A 23,948-nucleotide genomic window follows, 5' to 3' on the forward strand; every position below is an offset into this window, starting at 1 on the left:
GGCCGCTTCCGATCAGCCGATACCAGCGCGGAGCGCGCCGGGGACCTCCACGAGCACCGCGTCGCTACTCGCGCTGACTGCCTCGTCCGGCGACGAAGCATCTAACCCCGCGCCGTTCGTGCCTCGGATAGATGAGCGACGACCCCTCGCCCCGTCCTGTCGCCGACGGGATCGACCCGGTATACGCCGACCCCGACAACCCGTATCTCCGCGATCCGCCCCTCGAGTTCGACCCCGTGGAGTCGCTGTCGCGGGCGGCCGCGGAGGCCCAGGCCGCCGACCTCAGGGCCGCGATCCGTGAGCACGACCGGCGGTACTACGTCCTCGCGGAGCCGTCGGTCTCCGACCGCGCCTACGACGACCTGTTCGCGCGGCTCCGAGCGTTGGAAGCGCGGTTCGACCTCCCGACCGACGCCAGCCCCACCCAGCGGGTCGGGGGCGAACCGCTCGACGAACTCGACACCGTCGCACACGTCGCGCCGATGCTGTCGATCCAGCAGTCCGTGGAGGCCGAAGACCTCCGAGAGTTCGACCGCCGGGTGCGGGCGACGGTTGGCGACGTCAACTACGTCTGTGAGCCCAAGTTCGACGGGCTCTCGGTGGAGATCGTCTACGAGGACGGCGCGTACGTCCGGGCGGCGACCCGTGGGGACGGCGCCTACGGCGACGACGTGACCGCGCAGGTCCGGACGATCCGTTCGGTCCCGCTGGTGCTCGCCGGCGACCCGCCCGAACGGCTCGCGGTCCGCGGGGAGGTGTTCTTTCCCCGAGACGCGTTCCACGACCACAACCGCGACCGGGTCGAACAGGGTGAAGAGCCGTTCGCAAACCCCCGGAACGCCGCCGCGGGGACGCTCCGCCAGCTCGATCCTGGGGTCGTCGCCGACCGCCCGCTGGACTGTTTCGCCTACGACATCTTGGACGCGAGCGAGACGCCGCCGTCCCAGCGTGCGGCGCTGGAGCGGCTCCGTGGGTGGGGGTTCCACGTCGCCGATCGGATCGAGGTCGTCGACAGTGCCGAGGACGCGATCGACTACCGCGACGACCGTCTCGCCGAGCGCGAGGACCTGAACTACGAAATCGATGGCACGGTGATCAAGGTCGACGACCGCGGCGCCAGAGCGGAGTTGGGGGCGACCAGCCGCGCAGTCCGGTGGGCGTTCGCCTACAAGTTCCCGCCGCGGGCCTCCGTCACCCGCGTCACCGACATCGTCGTCCAGGTGGGCCGGACCGGGCGGCTCACCCCCGTTGCGCTCCTAGATCCCGTGGACGTCGGCGGGGTCACGGTCTCCAGAGCGTCGCTGCACAACCCCGAAGAGATCCAGCGCCTGGGTGTCGGTGTCGGCGACGAGGTCCGAGTCCGGCGCGCGGGCGACGTGATCCCCGAGGTCGCCGCGGTGATAGATCACCGCGCCGACGGCGCGTTTGCGCTCCCCGAGACCTGTCCGGTGTGCGATAGCCCCGTTGAGCGCGACGGGCCGCTGGCGTTCTGCACCGGCGGACTGACGTGCGACGCCCAGCTGGTTCGCGCCGTGGTCCACTACGGCAGCCGCGACGCACTCGACATCGACGGGCTCGGCGAGGAGCGGGTGCAGCAGTTGGTCGACGCCGGCGTGATCGAGTCGCTACCTGACCTCTACGGGCTGTCGGTCGAGGATCTCGCAGACCTCGAGGGGTGGGGCGAAACGAGCGCCGAGAACCTGGTCGAGGCGGTCGACGCCGCGCGGTCGCCGCCGCTTCCCGATTTTCTGGTCGCGCTCGGCATCCCGGAGGTCGGCGGGAGCACTGCGGGAAACCTGGCCCGGGTGTTCGCCGACCTCGACGGCGTCCTCGCCGCGACCGAGGACGAACTCCGAGCGGTCGACGACGTCGGCCCGACAGTCGCCGAACGCATCCGCGGGTTCTTCGCAAACGACCGGAACCGGGCGGTCGTCGCGGGGCTCCGCGAGGTCGGTGTCGATCCCGAACCGGTCGAGACCGACGCCGGCGACGCCCTCGACGGGGTGACGTTCGTCTTCACCGGGTCGCTGTCGGTAACGCGCGGTGCTGCGGCCGACCTGATCGAGCGCCACGGCGGCGCCGCCACAGGGAGTGTCTCCGGCAACACCGACTACCTGGTGGTCGGTGACGACCCCGGCCGGACCAAACGCGACGACGCCGCCGAAACCGGCGTCCCAATCCTCGACGAGGACGCCTTCGCCGACCTCCTCGCCGACCGCGGGATCGGCTACCCCCCCACTGGGTCGGACTAACGCCACGTCGCCGCCGCTCGTCGACACGCCGGAACGTTCAATCGCAGTGGGAGCGAGCCGAAAGTTCACGGCTTGGCCATAGAATGAAGCCGACAGCAGGCGAAACAATGAAGACGTCGCTGTCCGTTAGTGCGCGTGCCGAAACAAGAGCGAGGCTCTCAAACCTGCTCTCCCTGCCGAGAACCACCCTATGTTGGATCTGAACCGAACTGCTACGAGTTCGGAACCCCCGAGAAGTCGTGGTAGAACGCGGTCTGTGACCGTGTGAGTCCCACGAGTTCAGTCGTGGGCGACCGCAGTGTCCGATACATTCCGCCCGTATGAATCCGGATCAGGCCCGAGAATGGTCACCGCTTCTGCTACTGGCGGCCGGAGCGGTGCTCTTCGTCGCTGCGGTCTCCCACCACGGACAGGAACTGTCCGTGTTGGGTGTGTCTGCGGGGCCGCTCGCCGCCCTGTTTCTGGACGGCCCCCCCGCGCTCGGACTCGCATACGCCGGGTACTGGCTGTTTCGTTCGGAGCTCCCACCGTGGGGAACGTGGAAGACCGTCGTGTGGTCGCTCTCGGGGACCCTCCTACTTGTGGGCGTGATGAGTGCGACCTTCCTGGTGCGGCTCTCCGAGGGTCGAACCGTCGCCGAACCCGTGTTCCCGCTCCTGATCGCCGCCGAGGCCGGCGGGATCGCCGGACTCGCGGCGGGGTACTACAACGTCCAGGCTCGGACCGATGCCCGGCGGTCCCGGACGACAACCAACGCGTTGGCGTTCATCAACGACCTCATTCGCCACGACCTTCGGAACGACTTGACCGTCATTCGCGGCCACGCCGACCTCCTGTCCGACTCACCCGGTGACGGCGGCGGCAACCCGGCGGTCGTGATCGAAAAGACCGACGAGGCACTGTCCCGGATCGAGACCAGCAGGGTGATCGCGGACACGCTCATCGGCGACCCGGCGTTCGAACCGGTTGACCTCGTTCCCGTTGTCACCGAACTGGCCGCACGAGCTAGCAATACAGCCACAGTGACTGTGGAGACGGATCTCCCTGATTCCGCCGTTGTGACCGCAAACAGCGGCGTTCGGTCGGTCGTCGACAACCTACTCGAGAACGCGGTCGAACACAACGACGGCGATGACCCGCAGGTCGCGGTTGTGGTAACGGCCGGTGCGGGCGTGGTTCGGCTCACCGTCGCCGACAACGGCCCGGGAATCCCGGACGACCGCAAAGACACCGTCTTCGAGCCCGGAACGGACGGGTCGGGCGGCGGACTCTCTTTGGTCTACACGCTCGTCACCGGCTACGGCGGCGACGTGTGGATCGAAGACGCCGACCCCCGCGGGACACGGTTCGTCGTGGAACTCCCGCGGGGCGACGGCGAACCGCCCGAGTGATCGAGTGGCTCCGCCGACCTACAGGTCGTCGCGATCGAACGCCCAGTACCCGACGACGACCGGAACCACGATCCACGCCAGGAGGATACCGAACAGGAACCACCCGGAGAAATACAACGGCACTGACTCCTGTAACACCGGTCCGAGGGCGTTCTGTTCGCGGAACGTCGCGCTCACGAGCCGCGCCTGTGCCGCGCCGTAGTACAGCTGTGCGGCGAGGGTTTCGTAGGCTTTCAGCGGGTTCAGGTATTTGAGGAAGACGCCGATCTTGACCCGGGTAAGCTCCGAGACGCCGCCCGCTCCCACCTGCTCGGCGGCGTAATTACTGAGCTTCGGGACCCCCTCGGAGACCGACCCCCAAAGCACCGCGAAGACGAGGTACAATCCCATCGTCGCCAGCGTGGCCTCGCGGTTCGAGCCCGCGAGCGCGGAGATCCCGAGCCCGATCGACACGAACGCCATACCCAAGAGTGCGGTGAGCGCGACCTGTGGGACGAACGACCCGAGCTCCAGCCGCGTTCCGGTGGCGATCAGGACGACGAAAGTGACCAGGAACCCGACCAGCAGGGCGGCGACCACCACCGCCGACCGACCGAGGAACTTCCCGATTATCGCGTCGAGCCGGGAGTTCGGCAGCGACAGCAGCAGCTTGATCGACCCCGTCTCGCGCTCGCCGGTGATCGAGCCGTACGACGTCGACAGCGCGATGAACCCCAAAACCAGCGCGAGGAGTCCGGGGAACGAGAAGCTGAACACCCCAAGGTTAGCGAAGAAACCGAACAGACTCGACACCTGCCGGTTCCCCGGGCCGATGAGCACGCCGAAAAACAGTGCAGCGGCGCCACCGATGAACAGCGCGAAAAACAGTGTCGACCCGTGAAGCCACCGCGAGCGGATCGCGTCGCGGAACTCCTTTCGGGCGACCGCCTGCCAGCTCATCGGGACACCTCCGAGTTCCCGGTGGGATCCCCCGTTTCGGGGTGGTCATCGTCGACTTTCGCCCCTGCTCCGCCGTTGTTAGGCGAGTCGGCCACCGCCGCGTCGTCCTCGGTGTACGCGAGAAACAGGTCCTCCAGCGACGCCTCCTGCGTACTGAAATCATCGACAGGGATGCCGTCGTCTTCGAGCGTGGTGACGACCGCCGTTTTGGCGTCGCTGTCACACCCCACACGGAGCGCGTCGTCGCCGTCACGGTCGACACTGCTGACGCCCGTTAGCTCGCGGAGCTCTGCGAGCAGGCCGTCGCCGACCGCCGCGCCGACGGTGATGTGCAGTGTCGCGTCGGCGTCCGAGGCGCTCCGGAGCCCGTCGATGGAGTCGACCGCAACGAGTTCGCCACCGCGGAGGATCCCCACCCTGTCGCAGACCGCTTCGACCTGCTCGAGGATGTGACTCGAAAAAAAGACCGTGGTGCCGCGGTCGGCCTCCGAGACCACGATCTCCCGCATCTCCTTCGCGCCGGCGGGATCCAACCCCGAAGAGGGCTCGTCGAGGATCAGGAGGTCTGGATCGCCGACGAGCGCCATCGCGAGTGCGAGGCGCTGGCGCATTCCCTTCGAGTACCCGCCGGCCTTGCGGTCGGCGGCGTCGGCAAGGCCAACCCGCTCCAACACGGCGTCGGAGTCGACGTCGACCTCCTTCGAGTCGACCGCAAACTCGACGTGGGCGCGCCCGGTCAACCGGTCGTACACGTCGAATCCTTCGGGGAGGACGCCGGTGCGTTCGCGCACGGCGATACTCTCCGCTCTCGCGTCGTGCCCCAGTACGGTCACCGCTCCCGAGGTGGGGCGGACGAAGTCGAGAAGGAGGTTGATCGTCGTCGACTTCCCCGCGCCGTTGGGGCCGAGAAACCCGAACACCTCCCCCTCTTCGACAGTCAGCGAGAGGTCAGAGACGGCGGTGACGTCCTCGAACCGCTTCGTCACCCCGTCGAGTTCGATGGCAGCCATATCCGAGGGTTGGCAGGTTCACGGATAAACGGTTTGGTGCAAGACTCAGGTCTGAGACTCCCTGACGGGCGTTCGAGTCGGTTTCGCCGCACCGCGGATTCACACCTCGTCGTCGGGGTCGTGGCCGCTACGCATCCGTTCGACCTCCGTGGCGTACCGCTCCCGCATATCGTCGTCGTCGACTGCATCTAACTCCTCGGTGCCCACCTCAACGGCGGCGGTAGTGCCGGACCCACGCTGTCGCATAATTACCGTCGACACCTGTCGTCGGTGGGTCTGCGACCCATCGGGGGTCGCGTAGGTCATATCCACCAGTCCGCGGTCGGTGTACGTCCGTTCGACAAGCCAACACCTGACGGCGTCCGCATCGGTCATATCCGGCCATCGCCTGCGACGCCTGTATAGTTACCGCGTCACGCTCAAGCCGCTTGACGCGCTACGCCGATACGATGGACCGTAGCGACCTCCGTGGCCGCGCTGCGGAGCTCCCGACCGGCCCCGGCGTCTACCAGTTCCTCGGCGGTGACGACGTGCTCTACGTCGGCAAGGCCGTCGACCTCCGCGACCGGGTCCGGTCGTACGCGGACCCGCGGAGCGAGCGGATCCGCCGGATGGTCACCCGTGCTGAGGCGGTTGACATCGCTGTCACCGACACCGAGACGCAGGCGCTCCTCCTGGAGGCGAACCTGATCAAACGCCACCAGCCGCGGTACAACGTCCGGCTGAAAGATGATAAGTCCTACCCGCTGGTCCAACTCACCGACCACCCGATCCCGCGGATCGAGATCACCCGTGATCCCGACCCCGGCGCGACCGTCTTCGGGCCGTTCACCGACAAGGGTCGGGTCGAGACAGTGGTGAAGGCGCTCCGGGAGACCTACGGCCTCCGCGGGTGCTCGGACCACAAGTACGCCGGTCGTGACCGGCCGTGTCTCGACTACGAAGTCGGGCTCTGTACCGCTCCTTGCACCGGCGAGATCGACGGGCCGACGTACGGGGAGGACGTCGAGTCGGTGATCCGCTTCTTTGAGGGCGAGACCGGGGTGCTGGCGGATCCGCTCCGGGACGCGATGGCGACCGCCGCGAAGTCCGAGGAGTTCGAGCGCGCGGCCAACCTCAGAGACCGACTCGACGCGGTCGAATCGTTCCACGGCGCGGGCGAGGCGGCGGTCTCCACCCATACCGACGACCGCGCGGTCGACGTCGTCGGCGTCGCGGTTGAGGGCGACGCCGCGACCGTCGCACGGCTCCATAGCGAACGCGGCCAGTTGGTCGACCGGTCCCGGCACCGACTCGACGCACCCGAGGGCGGTGAGCGATCGGCAGCCGTGCTCACCGCGTTTCTGACCCAGTACTACGCCGAGCGGGAGCTTCCCGACGCCATCCTCACATCCGAGCGCCCGGATGACGGTGACGTGGTCGCGTGGCTGAACGCCGAAGGGGTAGACGTCCGCGTCCCGGGCGCCGGACGGGAGGCGAAGCTGGTGGATCTGGCGCTGAAGAACGCCCGGAGCGGTCCGCACCGCGGCGACGAGGTCGGGGCGCTGGCCGACGGGCTGGGGCTCTCCTCCACAACGCGGATCGAGGGCTTCGACGTGAGCCACGCCGGCGGCGACGCCGTCGTCGGGAGCAACGTCTGCTTCGTCGACGGTGCCGCCGAGAAGTCGGACTACCGGCGGAAGCGACTCTCCGACGGCAACGACGACTACGCGTCGATGCGCGAACTCGTCCGGTGGCGGGCCGAGCGCGTCGTCGAGGGGCGGGACGACAGGCCCGACCCGGGCCTGCTCTTGATCGACGGTGGCGACGGGCAGTTGGGAGCGGCGCGCGACGCGCTCTCGGAGACCGGGTGGGACGTTCCGGCGGTCGCCCTGGCGAAAGAGCGGGAACTCGTGGTCACGCCCGACGGCGTCCACGACTGGGACAGCGACGACCCCGCGTTGCACCTCCTCCAGCGGGTCCGCGACGAGGCGCACCGCTTCGCCGTCCAGTACCACCAGACCATCCGCGACGAGGTACAGACCGTCCTCGAGGACGTCCCCGGTGTCGGCCCCGAGACCCGGGAAGCGTTGCTCCGTCGGTTCGGGAGCGTCGAGAACGTCCGGTCGGCGTCGGCCGCAGATCTGACCGACGTGCCGGGCGTGGGGGAGAAGACGGCGCGGACGATCAGCGAGCGGCTGTGATCTCTTTCGGGGCTGACAGTCGGCACACGCACACCCCACGCCGGCGTGCCGAGCAACCGCTGCCCGACGCGGGGCCGTGGCTACGTCACGCGGGGTCTGGCCCCGTACTGGGATATAAAAATACGCTCGTCGGCTCGAACTGCGGCGGCAGCGGCCCTACGCGATCTTGTCGTACTGCTCTGAGAGTTTCTCGGCGGCCTCGTCGAGCAGGTCGTGCTCGTAGTCGTCGAGGTCCCACTCCACGACCTCCTCGACGCCGTCGGAACCGAGCTTGACGGGAACCCCTACTGCCGTGTTGTCGTACCCGAACTCGCCGTCGAGCGGGATCGACGCCGGCAGCACCTCGCCCGTGTCGCGGAGGATAGCCTCAACGGTGTGGGCGACGCCCGTCGCGGGCCCCCACTGCGTTGCACCCTTCCGCTCGATGACGTCCATCGCGGACTCCTGGAGGTCGCCGAGGATCTCCTCGCGCTCGTCGGCGGAGAACTCGGGGTCCGCGCCGTCGACGCGGACTTTCGAGAAGACGGGGACCTGCGCGTCGCCGTGTTCGCCCAAAATCGTCGCCTCGACGTTCCGAACGGGTATGTCGAAGCGCTGGCCCAGCACGTACCGGAACCGCGCGGAATCGAGGCGGCCGCCGAACCCGATCACCGTGTGCCGGTCGCGGTCGCCGGCCTCGTAGAGGTGGCGGTTCAGCAGGTCCACCGGGTTCGAGGTCGTCACGGAGACGAAATCGTCGTTGTACTCCGCGAGCGACGACCCGATATCCGCCATGATCGGGGCGTTGTCGCCCGCGAGGTCGATTCGCGTCTGTCCGGGTTGGCGAGGGATGCCTGCGGTGATCACCACCACGTCCGACCCCGCGGTGTCCTCGTAGCCGCCCTGAATGACTTCGGTGTTCGAGTCGTAGGCGATCCCGTGGTTCGTGTCCGCGGCCTGCCCGATCGTCTCGTCTTCCTTGTCCGGAATGTCGACGAAGACGAGTTCGTCCACGACGTCGCGAAGCGCGAGGTTGTACCCGGCCGCGGCGCCGACCGTCCCGGCGGCACCCACCACACTTACTTTGCTCATATCCGGTGAAATGGTCGGACGCGCCGGATTAAACGCTTCGGAAGTGTGGTGACTGTCACCCGACGACAGCCACGTCGTCGCTCCGGTCGTGCGCCAACTCTTCGGCCACCGTCCCGGCGATATTGCCGCCGAATCCCCTGTCGAGAAGGTGGAGCGCGAGGTCGATCCCGCTCGTGATCCCGCCGGCCGTCACAACTGCACCCGCGTCGACGACCCGGTTGTCGCGGACCTCAACGCCCGCCGCGCGGAGGTCGTCGGTTGCGCCGCGGTGGGTCACCGCGGGCCGGCCCTCCAACACGCCGGCGCGTTCCAGCAGCATCGCGCCGGTGCAGACCGACGCCACCTCGGTCCCTGCTTCCCGGTGGGCGCGGATCGCTGCCGGCAGGTCACCGGCCTCGACTTCGCGCCGGACGTCGCCGTCGCCGTCGCCGTCGCCGTCGCCGTCGTTCCACCCGCCCCCCGGAACGACGAGCAGATCCGGCGTGTCACCGACGTCCGGCGACGGGAGGACGCCGTCGGGGACGACGCTGAGGCCCTTCGCCGCGGTGACGACCTCCCGGTCGGTCAGCGTCACGAGCGAGACGTGACAGTCGGCGCCGACCTGTGCGGCCGTCCGGAACACCTCGTAGGGGCCGACGGCGTCGAGTTCGTCGAAGCCGTCGAAGATCGGGATGTGGACGCGCATATTCGGAGGTTTGACCCGACCGTACTAAAACTACGAGCCGAACCGTCCTGCTTACTCCCTGGTTCGGATCCCGCGTGCCGGTTCGCTCGTCACTGCGTTCCTCGCTGTACGGGCGCGACGGGACTCCCACGAGTGAAACGAGTGGGAGGTCGTCGCGGGAGTGGAATCTTTGATTTCACGGGCGCGACGGGATTCGAACCCGCGACCATCGGATTAGAAGTCCGACGCTCTGTCCGACTGAGCTACGCGCCCTCGTCGGAGTCCTCACGCCGGCGGGTGAAAAGGAATACGGGTTCCGAGTCCGCCGCCCGCAGCGCCCCCGAACGGAACTCGTAAGGTCGGGACCCGTGAATCCGCAGGTAATGAGAGTCATCGGCACCGTCGGGCTCCCGGGTAGCGGCAAGGGCGAAGCCGCCGCCGTCGCCCGCGAGACCGGCGTCCCGGTCGTCACGATGGGTGACGTGATCCGCGAGGCCTGCCGCGACCGCGGCCTCGACCCCGCGGAACATCACGGGAAGGTCGCACGCGCGCTGCGGGAGGAGAACGGCCCCGCGGCCATCGCGGAGCGCTCGCTGCCCACCATCGAGTCGGAACTGGAAGACGGGGACACCGTCCTCGTCGACGGACTCCGGTCCGAGGTTGAACTCGATCGCTTCCGCGAGGCGTTCGGCGACGCGTTCTCGCTCGTGAGCGTCGAGGCACCGTTCGAAACCCGGGCCGACCGGCTGCTCGACCGCGCCCGCGACGACACCGACCTCAACCGCGAGGCGCTCCGGCAGCGCGAGGAGCGCGAACTCGGTTTCGGTATGGGCGAGGCGATGGAGCGCGCCGACGTCGTCGTCGAGAACACTGACACCCTCGGCACCTACCGCGAGCGGATCCGAGCGATCCTCGCGGGCGACCTCGACGCCGTGGCCGGCGGCGACTACGTCCACCTCCGCAGTGTCGACACGGACACCGACGCCGACGCCGACGCCGACGCCGACGCCCCGGGCGACAACTCACCGACTCCCACAGGGGGTGACTCGCGGTGATCTACCGGATCGACGCCCGGGTTGTCGCGCCGGTCACCGACACCGAGGTGACCGACCGCGTCGAAGACGCTGTCCGGAACCTGTTTCCCGATGTGGAGTTCGATCACGTTGAGGGCGAACTCGTCGGCGAGACCCACTCCTTGGAGCGGTTCTCCGAGCGCCTCCACGATCAGGAGATCCTCGACACCGCCCGCCGGGAGTTCTTCAAAGGTGCTGACGACGACGGATTCCGGTTCTCGCTGAAGAAACAGGCCGCGTTCAAATCTGTGATCAACTTCGCCGTGGGCAACCCCGACGAACTCGGTGATATCGAGGTCGCGGTGACCGTCCACGACCCCGACGTGGAGGCGTACATCGATTATGTCGCGCCGCCGACCGAGGACGGAACCCCAATCGACGCCGACAGGTAGCGCCTGCCGCCGCTACACCGGCGCGAGCAGCACCACCAGCGCGACCGCGATGAACACGATCTTCAGCGCGGTGTTGACCGCGATCACCTTCGATCCGAACCGCGGCCCCCAGATGCCGTACTGGAACGGGATCGACCGCTTGAACGTCGACACAGCGAAGGAGATGATCCCCCCGAGCAGCATCGTCGCCACCGCGGTCCGGGGGGTGAACGTCCCCTCGATCATCGGTGCGATGGTCGCGGCACCCGCGGTGGTGTCGAACGCGAACACCGCGATCACCGGGAGCGCCGCCCCCGGGAGCCCGAGTAGCGCGGTCAGCGGCTCCGCAACCCCGGTGACCGACCGGAGGTCCTGTGTCTCGACAAGGAGCGTGACCAGCACGTAGACGACCGCCAGCCGCGGCACGATCCGCTTCAGCTTCGGCCAGGTCTTCCCGGCGGCCGTGCGGAGGACAACCCGCGGCGACTCGTGGTCGTCCGCTCCGTCGGCCCGCGCCCCGCCGTCCGGCGCACTCTCGGGTCGGTCGGTGTCGTCGCCCGGTTCGTCCGTCGTCACGTCTACCGCCCCACCGGATGCACGCGCCCGCGGCAACAACACCGCCCCGGCGGCGACGCCGACGACCGTGATCGCGGCCGCGATCGCCGCGCGGGCGCCGACGTAGAGCACCCCCGTTTCGACCCCGAGGATCGGGATCAACACCGGGGCGTAGAACGTGAAGATGTGCTGGACGAACCCGAAGAACGTGTTCATCGTGACCGCGATCAGCGTCTCGACGTCGTCGAGCCGCCCCGACTCCCGGAAGTCCGCGAGCATCCCGTAGCCCGCCGTGGTCGACGCCGCAGTCGTGACAATCGCAGTCCCGACCTCGTCAGGGAGGTTCGCCGGCCGGGTGAGGTACTTCGAGAACGTCGCAACCGCCTCGACCGCCCCGAACCCGACCGCGACGTTCGCGAGAAACACCCCGACGCCGATCAGGGCCGCAATCCGGGCGACTCGCGGCGCTACCTCGACGAGAACGGGCCAGACGGCATCGACAAACGCGGCCGGTTGCACGCCCCAATGTCGACACCTCACCGACTAATCGGCATCGGTTCGAGCCCTCGCCGGTCAGCGACGACTCCCATCACAGCACGACCTGTGCGGTGCCGACGAGTACCACCACGCCGAGCACGTCGCAGACGTTGGTGACGACCGGGATGACCACGTCGTCGGGGTCGAGTTCGAGCCGGTAGGCGATGTAGGTCACCGTAACCGTGACCACAACGGCGAGCACCGCGAGTACGAGCCCCGACGCGACCGCGATCGTGACCACTGTCGCCGGCGACAGCCGGGTCCCGCCGGTGAGCGCGGTCAGCCCCCACGCCCCGACCCCAACGGCCGGAAACAGCGTGAGCGCGAGCGCGACTGTCGCGATAGCGTTGCCCCCGAGGCGGTCGTCCGTCGGGTCGAACGACAGCGTCCCCAGGTGCAACGCGGTCGAGAGCCGCGCGGCGAGAATGCTTCCGAGGTTGCCCGCGCTCCCGATGGTGACCGGGATCAGCGCGAGGAGGCTCGGAAACCGAAGGAGTTGGGCCTCGAACCGCCCGAGTACCAGCCCGCTGCCGACTTCGACCAGCGTCAACACGAGCAACACCGGCAGCATCGCCCGCGAGATCGCGCGGACGGTCCACGCGGTGGCCACTCACACCACCCCGCCGACGGCCAGCACCAGCCTGACCGCGCCGAGCAAAAAGAGCACGCCGAACACGTCGCCGGTGGTGGTCACGAGCGGCCCCACCAGGGCGTCGGGGTCGCGGCCGCGCCTGAAGCCGGCGAAGACCGCCGTGACGACCACCGCCGAGAGCGCGACCCCGGAGAACACCCCGGCGAGGACCGCAATCGCGACGAGGACCGGGAGCGGAGCCACCGGAGCCCCGAGGGTAGTGAGGATCGCGAACGCGGCCACCGCGGCGAACGTCGACGCCAACAGGCCGTTCGCCAGCGCCGCGGCGACCGCCGCCCGAAGCCGCTCGTCGCCGGCGCGGATCCGCGGCTCAACCAGGCCCTGATGGAGCGCGGTCGAGATCCGTGCCCCCAGCGACCCGTAGACGTTACCGCGGGTCGCGAGCAGCGCGGGGACTACCACGAGGAGTCCGGGCACCGCGCGGAGTTCCCCCCGCATCCCGCCGAGAACGACGCCGGCAAGCAGGCCGCCGACGAGACTGGCCGACAGCGCCGGAAGCGCCTCGCGGTAGGCCTCGCTTGCGGCGTCCCGGACGCTCATACGATCACGGTAACGGCGCGGGGTAAAAAGTCGGACTGTTGTCGACGGCGACTGTGGCCGGGGCGCTCGGGTATGCCGGCAGCGACCCACCTGACTATCCGAACGGACCCAGACCGCCGCCACCGCCACCGAGTCCGCCCATCCCGCCGCCACCGCCGTTCTGAATCTTCTTCATCATCCGCTGCATGTCTCCTTCACCCATCCCCTGGAACTGCTGGATGGTCTGTTCCATCATCTTGTGCTGCTGGAGGAGTTCCTGGACTGTCTCCTCGTCCTCGCCGGCGCCGCGGGCGATCCGACGGACCCGGGAAGCCCCGATCGACCGTGGGTTCTCCAGTTCGTCGTCGGTCATGGAGTCCATGATCACGTCGAAGGCCCGCATCCGATCCTGGGTCACGTCCATGGCGTCGTCGGGGAGTTCGTCCATCATCCCGCCGCCGAGACCGGGGATCATGTCCATCACCTGGTCAAGGGGACCCATCTTGTTCATGGCTTCCATCTGCTTTTGCATGTCTTTGAGGGTGAACGATCCCTCCATGATGTCCTCGGGCTCCCAGTCGTCCTCTTCATCCCCGGTCTCGGCCATCGCGCGCTCGACCCGCTCGGAGAGCTGTTTCAGATCGCCCATCCCCAGGAGCCGGGAAATGAACCCGTTGGGCTCGAAGCGCTCGATGTCTTGGACGGTCTCGCCGGTCCCCAAAAAGGCGATCGACGACCCCGTTTCGTTGACCGCAGTCAGCGCGCCGCCACCCTTCGCGGTCCCGTCGAGTTTGGTGACGACGACGCCGCCGATCCCGATGGCGTCGTCGAACTCCCGGGCCTGCTCTTCGGCGCCCTGCCCGATCGCGGCGTCGAGCACCAACAGCGAGCGGTCCGGGTCGACCGTGCTTTCGATCTCTTCGATCTCCGCGATCAGGTCGTCTTCTAGGGCGTGCCGCCCCGCAGTGTCGACGATGTGGACGTCGGCGTCTTCGGTCGCTTCGAGGCCGTCACGCGCGATCCGGACGGGATCGTCCTCGTCGGGGTCGCCGTAGAACGAGACCTCCGCACGCTCGCACATCTGCTCGGCTTGGTCGTACGCCCCGGGCCGGAAGGTGTCGGTCTGGATCACGGCCGGCCGGAGCCCCTTCTTCGAGAACCACCACGCCATCTTGGCGGCGCTCGTGGTCTTTCCCGACCCCTGGAGCCCCGCGAGCAGGATGGTCTGTGATTCCAGGGGGAGGTCGGTCGACTCGCCCACCAGGTCGACCAGCTCCTCGTAGACGATCCGGAGGACGTGATCCCGCGCGGAGGTGCCGGCGGGCGGCTCCTCGCCGGTCGCGCGCTCCTCGATCGAGGCGGAGAGGTCCATGACGAGGGTGACCTCCACGTCGGCCGACAGGAGCGACCGCTGGATCTCCTTGATGATCTCCTCGACGTCGTCCTCGTCGAGGCGGGATTTCCCCTGTAGCTTGTCGAGACTGCTGCGGAGGGAACTCCCGAGGTTGTCGAGTACCATTACCCCGGTCTACGCCGCCGCCCGGGTAAAGCCTTTTTCTGCGGGCCCGAACGCCGACACGCCTATCGATCCTCCTGACGCCGGCCCGGCGGCCGCGCACCTGGGCGTCGTCGCGGCTGCGTCGGCCGCGCGCCCCCGCCGCTGACACGGGTCCGTCGGCTCGGTGGCGGCGCGATGATCGTGCCGGGCGTCGCGCTGGTGGTCGAGAGAGTCGACGCGGCGGGGGCGCCGCGCCCGATCGTCCGCCTACTCTTCGCCCACGAGCCGGTCGACCAGCCGCTCGGGGTCGAACCGCTCGATGTCGTCGTACCCCTGGCCGACGCCCAAAAAGAGGATTGGGCGGCCGGTGACGTACGCGATCGAGATGGCCGCGCCGCCGGAGGAGTCGGCGTCGGCCTTCGTGAGCACGGTCCCGTTGATCTCGGCGGCGTCGTTGAACTGCTCTGCGCGCTTGACGGCGTCTTGCCCCGCCACCGCCTCGTCGACGAACAGGGTCATATCGGGATCGACCACGCGGTCGATCTTCTCCAACTGGGCCATGAGGTCGTCGGAGGTGTGGAGCCGACCAGCGGTGTCGCCGAGCACGACGTCGACGTCGTTGGCCTCGGCGTACTCCACGGCGTCGTAGAGCACGGCTGCGGGGTCGCCACCCTGCTCGTGGCTGATGAGCTTCGTCGCCAAGGCGTCGGCGTGCTCGCGGATCTGCTCGTTGGCGCCGGCGCGGTAGGTGTCCCCGTTGGCCATCACCACGTCCAGTCCCCGCTCCTCGAAGTACCGCGAGAGCTTCGCGATACTCGTGGTCTTGCCGACCCCGTTGACGCCGGTGAAGACGATGGTGACCGGCTTGTCAGCATCCTGGACCCGCTCGTCGAAGTCGAACTGTCCGACGCTGATCACGTCGTAGAGCGCGTCGCGAAGCGCGACCTCGACGAGTTCGCCGGTGGTTTCGACCTGCGCGCGGGTTTCGCCGATCATCTTCCCACGAATCGTATCGAGGATCTCCTCGGCGACGTTCATCTCTACGTCGCTCTCTAAGAGTGCCATCTCGAGGTTCCACAGGGGATCCTCAAGATCCTCCTCTTCGATGATGATCTTCCCCGTGGCGAACGCCGCCGCGCGCTTGAGCCGGCCGGGGCCTGACTCCTCGTCGTCGTCCTCTTCGAGGGCTGCCGCGGCCTCGTCGGCCGCGAGTCCGCCACCCTCCTCGGGGTCGCCGCCGCCCTCGGTGGCGAGGTCTGCGTCGCCCGCAACCGGTTCGTCGGCGCCGGCTTCCACGCTGTCGGCCGGGCTGGACGGCCCGCCGGTTCCCTCGGAGGATTCGTCGGCTTCGGTAGGCGCGTCGGTTTCTGCTTCCGCCTCGGCTTTCTCTTCTGCGGTCTCCTCGACGTCTTCCCGGAAACTGCCCAGTTTGTCCTTCAGCCCGTCGAACATCTCGGTCCTACTCGCCGTCGCCCTGCATCTGCTGTTGCTGCATCTGCTGTTGCTGCATCTGCTGTTGCATCTGCTGGGCCTGCTGTTCGAGTTCGGAGCTCTCCGCTTCGAGTTCGTCGACCTCCGCTTGGACGTCGTCGATTCGGCCGTCGAGGGCGTCCTGCTTCGTCCGCAGGGCGTCGACCGCATCGTCGGCCTCCTGCTCGGCCGCGAAGTCGCCGCCGAGATCGACGATGATCTCGTCGATGTCTTGGATCTCCGCGCGGATGTACGCGCCGCCGCCCAACGGCACCTGGACCGTCGACCCGGTGTCGAGCGTCTCGATCGCCTCGACTGCGTCGTTGATGTCGGACTGCTCGGTCTGGAGGTCGTCGATCTCGGACTGCAGCGTTTCGATCTCCTCGTCGATGGCCTGAAGCTCCTGGGAGAGCTGCTGGAGCTGCTGTTGCCCGCCGCCCATCATGCTGTGGCCTCCCCGGCGGCGGCGACGTCGTCGACCTCGATCTGGGTGCGCTTGAGCCCGTGCTGGCTCCCGATGTTCGCGTACACACGCTCGCGAGCGACGTTCTCGTTCGGCGCCTCGACGACCGTGTCGAACTTGCTGTAGCCGTCACGGCTCTGGAATCGGCCGCTCACCGCGTACTCACTCATACTGTGTGGTTCCCGAGCGACGGGGAAGTATCTTCCTACTCGGTACGCTCCGAACCGGTCCGATCGTGGCACGAAAACACGACTCTAAGGGACCGAAACGGCCGCACGGCGACGGGGGCGCAGCCTACTCCAGATATCCGAGCGCGTCCTCGACCCGGGTCAGCTCCGGCCCGGTGGTATCCTCGCCAGCGACGTAGCCCGCCTCGGTGGCGACCAAGCCCGACCCGACCAGCGGGGCGCCGTAGTTGACGGTCCCGATGTCCGCGCGGACGTCGAGCCGCTCTTCGACCGCCTCGATCTCCGGCTCGCGGGCTTTCGGGTGGCAGAGCACGCCCTGGTTGGTCGCGACCGCCGCGGTCCCCACAGTCCGAACGTCGGCGATGTCGCCGCGCTCAACGGGGACCTCAAGCGCCGATTTAACGGCGTCGACCGCGTCGTCCGAGAGATCCGGGTGGACGTACGCGCCGTAGTCGTTCGCGAGCACAACGTTGCCCGCGGCGTTGATCCGGCCGGGCAGCTCCGTCACGGGAACCCCTGCGGCCGACTCGATGGTCTCTTTCTCGCGCTCCTTCGCCCGGCTGGTGACAAGCAGCCCGTTCTCGTTGCCGACCACCAGGGCGCCAGCGGTCCCGGAGCCACCGACAGTCGTCGCCACCGCGGGGACGCCGAGTTCGTCGCTCATCGCGTCGACGACGTCGCTCTCGGCATCCGAACGAACGACGAGAACGTGGTCCGTCGCGCGGGCGAACACGCCGACGTACGGCGACCCGGCGAAGGAGGCGCGGAGCACGTTATTCGGCCGGCTCCGCCTCGACGATCGACTCGCCGTCCTCGTCGAACCGGGCGGCGCGAACGCGGAGCTTGCTCGGGGGCTTCTGCTTCCCACGAGCCCACACCGTCTCGTTGAGCGAGGGATCCAGCCGGACTGCGTCCTCGTCGACGCTGAACTGCGTCGCGAGGTGTTCGCGGATCAGTGCCATCGCCCGCCCCGCCTGCTCGTGGCCGGGAACGGCTTTGACATCCCGGAGCGGCACCGTGACGACGCGCTCCTCGAAGTCGCTTGCACTCATCCTTACTCGTCCGTGTCGCTACGGCGCCAGTTGCGTCGCTTGGGGTTTCGCGTGACGTCCATGTCGGTCTTCATCATCACCCACGCGGGGACCCGCGTGTTCTGCCGCTCTAGCTTCGCAAGCCGCTTCTTTTTGGCCTTCGAGTTGTTGCCCATAGTGATCGCTCATACCGCCGCACCGCATAAAATCCTGTTCCTTTGCGGGCGATCCGGTTCGACTGGGAGCTGCGACTCCGGGGTCGCGCGTCGGTAGCGTCTTGCCCCTGGCGGGGGTACGTATAGGGGCAATGTCAGACGAGGTTGTTCGGCTCCTGCAGAAAGCCTACCAGGACGAGATCGAGACCGTGATGAACTACATGACCAACTCCATCGTCCTCGACGGCGTCCGCGCCGAGGAGATCAAGGAGTCCCTCCAGCAGGAGGTCCAGGAGGAACTCGGCCACGCCGAACAGCTGGGCAACCGGCTGAAGCAACTCGACGAGAACCCACCGGGCTCGACCGCGTTCGAGGCCACGCAGACGAGCCTCCAACCTCCCGAGGACACCACCGACGTGCTCTCGGTCATCGACGGGGTGCTCGACGCCGAGGAGGGCGCGATCGAGACCTACCGGGCGCTTATCTCGGCCGCCGAAGAGGCGGACGACCCCGTGACCGAGGATCTCGCGGTGACCCTGCTCGCCGACGAGGAGGCCCACCGCACGGAGTTCCGCGGGTACCGGAAGGAGTACAGTCGAGAGTAGTCGAGGAGGCAATCGACCCCAGGCCGACGCACTCACACCGGAACCACGCCCACGACCGCAACCCCGACGAGCCCGGCCGTGACGGCAAGTCCGACGGCGTCGGCCCGGCCGAACCGGAGTTCCGGAAGCGTCGGGTTCCACGCGAAACACCGCGCCCGGAGCGCGAGCGCCAGTTGGTCGGCCCGCCCCAACGCCCGTCGGATCCCCGCCGCGGCGACGACCGTCATCCGATCTCTCAGCCCCTGTTCCCCGCCCACCCGGGCTGCCGACGCGTCCCGGACCCGTCGGAGATCCGCCCGCAACAGGGGGAGAAACCGGAATACGAGCGCCACGCCGACCCCGAGGAGCCGGCCCGGACGGCCGGGCACCAGCCGTTGGATCGCCGCCCGGGACTCCCTGACCGGCGTTGTGTGGAGGTAGACCGCCGAAACGGCGAGCACGAGCAGGACCCGGTAGCTCGCAAGCACCGGGCCGGTCGCCGCTCCGGGGTCGACGCCGACGCTCCACGGCCGGATCTCAACGACCGAGACAACCGGCCCAGCGACCAGAAACGGCAGCGCGGGGAGGTAGCCTCGGATCGCATCAACCGGAGAGAGCCGCCCGGCAGCGAGGAACACGGCCGCGACGAGCGTGAACCCGGCCAGTCCACGGGGCGTGGTGTAGACGAACGCCGCAGCGGCGAAGGCGGCCTGCGCCAGCAGTTTCGTCCGCGGGTCGAGCCGGTGGGCGAGGGAGTCGCCAGGGGTGTAGCTCAGCATCGTCGGTCCCGTGGTGCCGCGTCCGACGACCCGTCCCCGTCGGGGCCGGCGCTCGTCGACCCACACGCCGGATCCGGAACCCGAACCCCGTACGCCGGCAGCGATGCGGCCGCCTCGTCGGGCGGTGCATCGACGACGACCCGGCCCTCGGCCATCGCCACGACCCGATCCGCGAGGTCGAGCACGTCCCGGAGGTCGTGGGTCACGATTACCAGTCCCGTGCCCGAGGCGCTGAGTTCCCTGAGTCGGTCGACGACGGACGTCCGCGCCGGCGCGTCGAGCCCGGTGAACGGCTCGTCGAGGACGAGATGATCCGGCTCCATAGCGAGCGCGCCGGCGACCGCGACCCGCTGGCGCTCCCCGCCGGAGAGTTCGCCGACTCTGACACCCTTGCGCCCGTCGAGGTCCACTGCCGACAGCGATGCCGCCACGCGGCGGTCGATCTCCGCGCGACCGAGTCCGAGGTTCTCCGGCCCGAACGCCACGTCGGCGCCGACGGTGGCGGCGACGAGTTGGTCCCGCGGCTCCTGGAACACGATACCGACGGCGGTCCGCGCGGCGACGAGATCCGCTCCGACGCGGCGACCGTTCACCTCGACTCGGCCCTCGTCCGACTCCAGCAGCCCGTTGAAATGGCGGACCAGCGTGGTCTTCCCGGACCCGTTCGCGCCCGCGAGCACGACGCATTCCCCGTCCGGGATCGACAGCGACACGCTGTCGACTGCGACGACGTCGCCGTAGCGGTGGACGAGGTTGACGGTCCGGATCACGGGCGGGACAGATCCATCGGCGACACTGTCAGGCCGCCGCGGCGGCGTCGCTCCGGACGATCCCCACAGCGGCGGCGATCTTCACCGCCTCAACGGGGACGAACGCAACCGCGCTCACCACGAACGCCTCGACCAGCCCGACGTCCTGGACCACGGCGAACCCGACGGTCCCCAGCGCGTAGATCACGGCAGTCCCGGCGACCATCGCTGTCACGAGCCGGACGGTCCGGACTGCCTCCGGGTCTGCAAGCCCGTCGAACCCGTGGACAACGGCCCCGACCAGCGCCGCCGCGATCGGGTACGACCAGAGGAAGCCCGCGGTCGACCCAGCCAGCGGGCCGAGCCCCGCCGATCCGCCCGCGAAGACCGGCGCGCCCGCCGCCCCCGCGGCGAGGTAGAAGGTCAAAGAGGCGCCGCCCCAGACGGGACCGAGGAAGATCCCCGCGAGGAACACGCCCAACACCTGGAGGCTCACCGGGACCGGCGAGACCGGATTCGGGAACGATACGTACGCGAACGCGCCGGTGAGCGCCGCGAACAGCGCCGCGCGCGCGACGTTGCCCGCGACCTCCTCCCCGACGAGCTCGACCGTCTCCGTCTCTGTCGCCATACCGACACCAACCTCGTAAACCTGTTTTAATCGTTCGGTTTACCACAGCAACATTTGTAGGTCACGCGCCCGTGCCCCTCAACTATGGACGAAAAGACCGCCGACCTCCGGGACCTCTTCGTGGAGACCACCGGCGAGGAAGCGGTGACCGAGTCCCAGACCGCCGCTCGCGGGTCGCTGTCGGCCGGAGACGCCGACGACGACGCGGTCGACGAGCGGCTCGCGGCCATCGTCGGCGAGATGGCCGATCGCGACGGGTTCGATTCGAACCTCCCCGAATCGGATCTGTGTCGCGTGGTGCGGGCGTTCTTCGACCCCGACACCGACGCTGCCGGTCCCGCGACGTGGTCCGCAGCGGCCGACGCGGCGGTGGCGGAGTCGCTGTCGGCGGATGTCGACGCCGACGCGGTGTTCCGCGCCCGACTGGATCTCCACCTCGTCGCCGAGGCCGACCGCGATGCGCCGGTCCCGTACGCCGACCTCCGGGCACTCGTCTCCGAGGCGTCTGCACCCGACGAGCCGGCTGCCGCCGACGACGGGGCGCTCGCGGCGGCGCTTCCGGAGAGCGTGGAGCCGGAGACGGCCAGTCGGTGCCGCCGGGTCGTTGCGGCCGACCTCGCCTCCCGGCGGGTGAACCACCGGTACCGCGACGCGTTCGCCGATCTCCTCACTGACGCGGAGATATCCACTCGTCTCGCTGCCGACGCCCGCCGCGACGGCCTCGAGGAAGCCACCGAGGACCTCGAGACCGACGTGTCGCTGTAGCGGTTCGGGGGTCGGGTATGGCGGGGCCATCACGATGGGGAAGTGCAGGCGGGGCCTCACGATGGGGAAGTGCACCCGGCCACCCCGGTGGGGGAGGCGTTTTCCCGCTCCGGCGTCTACCTCAACTGATGTGTCCACCACCGGACGGGCCGGTACCCGAGAGCAACGCCGGCGGTGACGCGGCGCCGGAGTCGGCCGGCGCCGCCGGTCTCGGGACCGACTCGCTCGTCACACTCGACGGGGTCACCAAAACCTACAACCTGGGCGGGACCGTCACCGCGCTCGACGACGTGTCGGTCTCGCTCGACGAGGGCTCCTACACCGCGGTGATGGGGCCGAGCGGGTCGGGGAAGTCGACGCTTCTCAATCTGGTCGGCGGGCTCGACACCGCCGATGCCGGGACCGTCCGCGTCGACGGCGTCGACCTGGGACGGGTCTCGGAGACCCGCCGCGCGGAGAAACGGGGGACTGCAATCGGGTTCGTGTTCCAGACGTTCAACCTGATGCCGCGGCTGACTGCGGTCGAGAACGTGTCGCTCCCGCTGGTGTTCGACGGGTGGCCTCGCGAAAAGCGGCTGGCCCGGGCGCGGGACGTGCTCAATGACGTCGGACTCGGCGACCGGTACGACCACAAACCCGCGGAGCTCTCCGGCGGCCAGCGCCAGCGGGTCGCGATCGCCCGTGCGCTCGCGCCCGATCCGTCGCTGCTTCTGGCGGACGAACCCACCGGCAACGTGGACACCGACACCGGTGCGGCGATTATGCGCCTGCTCGCGGAGATCCACGACCGGGGAAACACCATCCTGCTCGTGACCCACGCCCGCCGGATCGCCGAACACGCAGAGCGGATCGTCCACGTCCGGGACGGCCGGATCGAACGGATCGAAGCTGTCGAGCGCCGTCGCCCTTACGACGGCGGCGACCACGACGGAGGAGACACTGGCGCCCGCACCGGCACCGACGACCGCGACGGAGGCGACGCCGACGGATCACCCGCCCGCGACCCGGGGGTGGAGCCGGATGGATCCGCGTGAGGCGCTCCGGATCGCGGCCCGGTCGATCCGCGCCCACCGGCTTCGCTCGGGACTGACGGTCGTCGGGATGGTGATCGGGATCGCGTCGGTGGTCGCGTTCGCGACGTTCGGCGCAAGCGTCCAGGCCGCCGTCATCGGCGACATCGGCGACACGAACGCCAACAACATCTTCGTCGCGCCCGCGAGTGTCGACGACGACTCCCCCGGGGGCGAGGAACTCGCCGCCACCCGCCCGGTGTTCACGGGGATCGACGTCGACCGGATCCGTGATCAGCCGGAGGTGACGGCGGTGATTCCACAGGGGCTGGTCGGGCTCTCGTCGGTCACGTACGGCAACCAGACTGTGGCACAGCAGCAGGCGACCGCGACAGTCCCGGCGACGTTCACCGACTCGAACACCGTCGCCGGGCGCGGGTTCGAGTCGGGCGCCGACGAGGCCGTTCTCAACGAGGCCGCCGCCCGGTCGTTCGACGAGAACGTCACCGTCGGCTCGACTCTCCGACTCGCGCTGGCGTCGGGGGAGACCCGGAACGTCACGGTCGTCGGCATTGTCTCCGGCACCCGCGGCGGCTTCCTCTCGGGGTTCGGCGACGATACGCCCCGGATCTTCCTCCCGGTCGATCCGTTCTACGCGACGGTCATCGCGAGCCCCTCCGTCGGGGCCGATATCCGCGTGTATCCGCAACTCACGGTGGTCGCGGCCCCCGACGCGGTCCCCGGTGTGAAAGACCGGACCGAGGCGTATCTCACGACTGACTCCGACGCCGCCCAGTTGCTCGCGGATGGGACCGAGATCCGGGTCCAAACCAGCGAGGACATCGTCGGCGCAATCCAGGACGTGATCTCGCAGATCACCCGGTTCGTGACCGGGATCGCGGTGATCTCGCTCGTGGTCGCCGCCATCGGCATCGCCAACATCACCCTCGTCTCCGTCACCGAGCGCACCAAGGAGATCGGGATCATGAAGGCCGTCGGCGCGACCAACCGCGACACGATGCAGCTGTTTCTCACCGAGTCGGTGTTGTTGGGCACCACCGGCGCGGTGCTTGGCGTGCCCGTCGGGCTCGCGGTCGCGTGGGGCGCGACGCGGTTCGCGGACGTCGCGCTCACGCTCGCCGTCGATTGGATGATTTTCGCGGTCGTGGTCGGGGTCGGCGTCGGGATTGTCGCCGGGCTCTACCCCGCGTGGCGCGCCTCGCGAGTCGACCCGATCGACGCGCTGCGCTACGAGTGACTCCAAATTTCAGTCATGATTTCGACACGCGAATCTGCGACCCCGGCTCGCTACTCCCGACTGCTGACCGATTTCGCGCCGTTTTTGAAGATATATCCCGGACCGACATACCAATCGTAATTATCGAAAAGAAAAATAAGGTATTTATTC

The 23,948-nt window shown here is 68.6% G+C and carries 27 protein-coding genes and 1 tRNA gene; 9 read left to right on the forward strand and 19 right to left on the reverse strand.

The annotated features are described in order from the left end of the window. The first annotated feature begins 131 nt into the window (after positions 1-131). Together ligA and IEX72_RS11560 are read left to right on the forward strand one after the other, a co-directional pair. Positions 132-2,252 carry an NAD-dependent DNA ligase LigA gene (gene ligA, locus IEX72_RS11555; RefSeq protein ID WP_188787544.1) on the forward strand — a complete coding sequence of 707 codons (2,121 nt, stop codon included), beginning with the start codon at positions 132-134 and terminating at the stop codon, positions 2,250-2,252. A 320-nt stretch (positions 2,253-2,572) separates the two neighbouring features. Next, complete coding sequence (locus tag IEX72_RS11560) at positions 2,573-3,643, forward strand: ATP-binding protein (protein ID WP_188787545.1); 1,071 nt, start codon at positions 2,573-2,575, stop codon at positions 3,641-3,643. 18 nt (positions 3,644-3,661) lie between these two features. On the opposite strand, the gene IEX72_RS11565 is transcribed toward IEX72_RS11560, so the two are convergent. The 3 genes from IEX72_RS11565 to IEX72_RS11575 all read right to left on the reverse strand — a co-directional run bounded on the left by IEX72_RS11565 (position 3,662) and on the right by IEX72_RS11575 (position 5,967). Further along, positions 3,662-4,582: an ABC transporter permease gene (locus IEX72_RS11565; RefSeq protein WP_188787546.1), complete on the reverse strand. Its 921-nt coding sequence runs from the start codon at positions 4,580-4,582 to the stop codon at positions 3,662-3,664. Beyond that, positions 4,579-5,592, reverse strand: a complete 1,014-nt coding sequence (locus IEX72_RS11570) for an ABC transporter ATP-binding protein (protein ID WP_188787547.1) — start codon at positions 5,590-5,592, stop codon at positions 4,579-4,581. Before IEX72_RS11570 ends, IEX72_RS11565 begins: the two co-directional genes overlap by 4 nt. A gap of 99 nt (positions 5,593-5,691) precedes the next feature. After that, positions 5,692-5,967: a hypothetical protein gene (locus IEX72_RS11575; protein WP_188787548.1), complete on the reverse strand. Its 276-nt coding sequence runs from the start codon at positions 5,965-5,967 to the stop codon at positions 5,692-5,694. A gap of 74 nt (positions 5,968-6,041) precedes the next feature. Between IEX72_RS11575 and IEX72_RS11580 the strand changes: the two genes are divergently transcribed. After that, entirely contained in the window at positions 6,042-7,775 is a 1,734-nt protein-coding gene (locus IEX72_RS11580; protein WP_188787549.1) for an excinuclease ABC subunit C, read from the forward strand. A 156-nt stretch (positions 7,776-7,931) separates the two neighbouring features. On the opposite strand, the gene mdh is transcribed toward IEX72_RS11580, so the two are convergent. From mdh to IEX72_RS11595, 3 genes are all read right to left on the reverse strand, one after another. Beyond that, positions 7,932-8,846, reverse strand: a complete 915-nt coding sequence (gene mdh, locus IEX72_RS11585; RefSeq protein ID WP_188787550.1) for a malate dehydrogenase — start codon at positions 8,844-8,846, stop codon at positions 7,932-7,934. A gap of 55 nt (positions 8,847-8,901) precedes the next feature. Continuing rightward, entirely contained in the window at positions 8,902-9,531 is a 630-nt protein-coding gene (locus IEX72_RS11590; protein WP_188787551.1) for a DJ-1/PfpI family protein, read from the reverse strand. A gap of 178 nt (positions 9,532-9,709) precedes the next feature. Beyond that, positions 9,710-9,783: transfer RNA gene (locus tag IEX72_RS11595), tRNA-Arg, on the reverse strand. 110 nt (positions 9,784-9,893) lie between these two features. On the opposite strand from IEX72_RS11595, the gene IEX72_RS11600 reads away from it, so the two are divergent. Both IEX72_RS11600 and IEX72_RS11605 read left to right on the forward strand, forming a co-directional pair. After that, a complete protein-coding gene (locus IEX72_RS11600; RefSeq protein WP_188787552.1) occupies positions 9,894-10,565 on the forward strand; it encodes an AAA family ATPase in 672 nt (223 codons plus the stop codon). Further along, positions 10,562-10,975, forward strand: coding sequence for an RNA-binding domain-containing protein (locus IEX72_RS11605; RefSeq protein ID WP_188787553.1), 414 nt, complete (start codon positions 10,562-10,564; stop codon positions 10,973-10,975). The genes IEX72_RS11600 and IEX72_RS11605 overlap by 4 nt, the downstream gene beginning before the upstream one ends. A gap of 12 nt (positions 10,976-10,987) precedes the next feature. On the opposite strand, the gene IEX72_RS11610 is transcribed toward IEX72_RS11605, so the two are convergent. The 10 genes from IEX72_RS11610 to IEX72_RS11655 all read right to left on the reverse strand — a co-directional run bounded on the left by IEX72_RS11610 (position 10,988) and on the right by IEX72_RS11655 (position 18,043). Beyond that, entirely contained in the window at positions 10,988-12,028 is a 1,041-nt protein-coding gene (locus tag IEX72_RS11610; RefSeq protein WP_188787554.1) for a nucleoside recognition protein, read from the reverse strand. A 70-nt stretch (positions 12,029-12,098) separates the two neighbouring features. Then, positions 12,099-12,656 carry a magnesium transporter gene (locus IEX72_RS11615; protein WP_188787555.1) on the reverse strand — a complete coding sequence of 186 codons (558 nt, stop codon included), beginning with the start codon at positions 12,654-12,656 and terminating at the stop codon, positions 12,099-12,101. After that, the gene (locus IEX72_RS11620; RefSeq protein ID WP_188787556.1) at positions 12,657-13,238 is read right to left on the reverse strand and encodes a magnesium transporter; all 582 of its coding nucleotides are present in this window, start codon (positions 13,236-13,238) and stop codon (positions 12,657-12,659) included. A 94-nt stretch (positions 13,239-13,332) separates the two neighbouring features. Then, positions 13,333-14,736: a signal recognition particle protein Srp54 gene (locus IEX72_RS11625; protein WP_188787557.1), complete on the reverse strand. Its 1,404-nt coding sequence runs from the start codon at positions 14,734-14,736 to the stop codon at positions 13,333-13,335. Positions 14,737-14,982: 246 nt separating this feature from the next. After that, positions 14,983-16,167, reverse strand: a complete 1,185-nt coding sequence (gene ftsY, locus IEX72_RS11630; RefSeq protein ID WP_188787558.1) for a signal recognition particle-docking protein FtsY — start codon at positions 16,165-16,167, stop codon at positions 14,983-14,985. 7 nt (positions 16,168-16,174) lie between these two features. After that, entirely contained in the window at positions 16,175-16,627 is a 453-nt protein-coding gene (pfdA, locus tag IEX72_RS11635; RefSeq protein ID WP_188787600.1) for a prefoldin subunit alpha, read from the reverse strand. Then, complete coding sequence (gene rpl18a, locus IEX72_RS11640; protein WP_188787559.1) at positions 16,627-16,818, reverse strand: 50S ribosomal protein L18Ae; 192 nt, start codon at positions 16,816-16,818, stop codon at positions 16,627-16,629. The genes pfdA and rpl18a overlap by 1 nt, the downstream gene beginning before the upstream one ends. 124 nt (positions 16,819-16,942) lie before the next feature. Beyond that, complete coding sequence (locus tag IEX72_RS11645; RefSeq protein WP_188787560.1) at positions 16,943-17,608, reverse strand: translation initiation factor IF-6; 666 nt, start codon at positions 17,606-17,608, stop codon at positions 16,943-16,945. Between the two features lies 1 nt (position 17,609). After that, positions 17,610-17,888, reverse strand: a complete 279-nt coding sequence (locus IEX72_RS11650) for a 50S ribosomal protein L31e (RefSeq protein WP_188787561.1) — start codon at positions 17,886-17,888, stop codon at positions 17,610-17,612. Positions 17,889-17,890: 2 nt separating this feature from the next. After that, on the reverse strand, positions 17,891-18,043 hold the full coding sequence (locus IEX72_RS11655; RefSeq protein ID WP_188787562.1) for a 50S ribosomal protein L39e: 153 nt from the start codon (positions 18,041-18,043) through the stop codon (positions 17,891-17,893). Between the two features lie 131 nt (positions 18,044-18,174). On the opposite strand from IEX72_RS11655, the gene IEX72_RS11660 reads away from it, so the two are divergent. Continuing rightward, positions 18,175-18,627 carry a ferritin-like domain-containing protein gene (locus IEX72_RS11660; protein ID WP_188787563.1) on the forward strand — a complete coding sequence of 151 codons (453 nt, stop codon included), beginning with the start codon at positions 18,175-18,177 and terminating at the stop codon, positions 18,625-18,627. A gap of 32 nt (positions 18,628-18,659) precedes the next feature. On the opposite strand, the gene IEX72_RS11665 is transcribed toward IEX72_RS11660, so the two are convergent. Genes IEX72_RS11665 through IEX72_RS11675 form a run of 3 tightly spaced genes read right to left on the reverse strand, consistent with a single transcriptional unit; the run spans position 18,660 to position 20,765 of the window. Next, the gene (locus tag IEX72_RS11665; protein WP_188787564.1) at positions 18,660-19,385 is read right to left on the reverse strand and encodes an energy-coupling factor transporter transmembrane component T family protein; all 726 of its coding nucleotides are present in this window, start codon (positions 19,383-19,385) and stop codon (positions 18,660-18,662) included. After that, positions 19,379-20,155: an energy-coupling factor ABC transporter ATP-binding protein gene (locus tag IEX72_RS11670; protein WP_188787565.1), complete on the reverse strand. Its 777-nt coding sequence runs from the start codon at positions 20,153-20,155 to the stop codon at positions 19,379-19,381. The genes IEX72_RS11665 and IEX72_RS11670 overlap by 7 nt, the downstream gene beginning before the upstream one ends. A 28-nt stretch (positions 20,156-20,183) precedes the next feature. Continuing rightward, positions 20,184-20,765 (reverse strand): biotin transporter BioY, encoded by a 582-nt coding sequence (locus IEX72_RS11675; protein ID WP_188787566.1) that lies wholly within the window; start codon positions 20,763-20,765, stop codon positions 20,184-20,186. Positions 20,766-20,849: 84 nt separating this feature from the next. Here IEX72_RS11675 and IEX72_RS11680 point away from each other — a divergent pair, with 84 nt between their 5' ends. From IEX72_RS11680 to IEX72_RS11690, 3 genes are all read left to right on the forward strand, one after another. Continuing rightward, the gene (locus IEX72_RS11680) at positions 20,850-21,530 is read left to right on the forward strand and encodes a conditioned medium-induced protein 4 (protein ID WP_188787567.1); all 681 of its coding nucleotides are present in this window, start codon (positions 20,850-20,852) and stop codon (positions 21,528-21,530) included. Between the two features lie 128 nt (positions 21,531-21,658). Next, on the forward strand, positions 21,659-22,564 hold the full coding sequence (locus tag IEX72_RS11685; protein WP_188787568.1) for an ABC transporter ATP-binding protein: 906 nt from the start codon (positions 21,659-21,661) through the stop codon (positions 22,562-22,564). Then, positions 22,551-23,798: an ABC transporter permease gene (locus tag IEX72_RS11690; RefSeq protein WP_188787569.1), complete on the forward strand. Its 1,248-nt coding sequence runs from the start codon at positions 22,551-22,553 to the stop codon at positions 23,796-23,798. Before IEX72_RS11685 ends, IEX72_RS11690 begins: the two co-directional genes overlap by 14 nt. Positions 23,799-23,948 lie beyond the last annotated feature (150 nt).

Source organism: Halobellus salinus (assembly GCF_014646875.1).
Lineage (GTDB): Archaea > Halobacteriota > Halobacteria > Halobacteriales > Haloferacaceae > Haloquadratum > Haloquadratum salinum.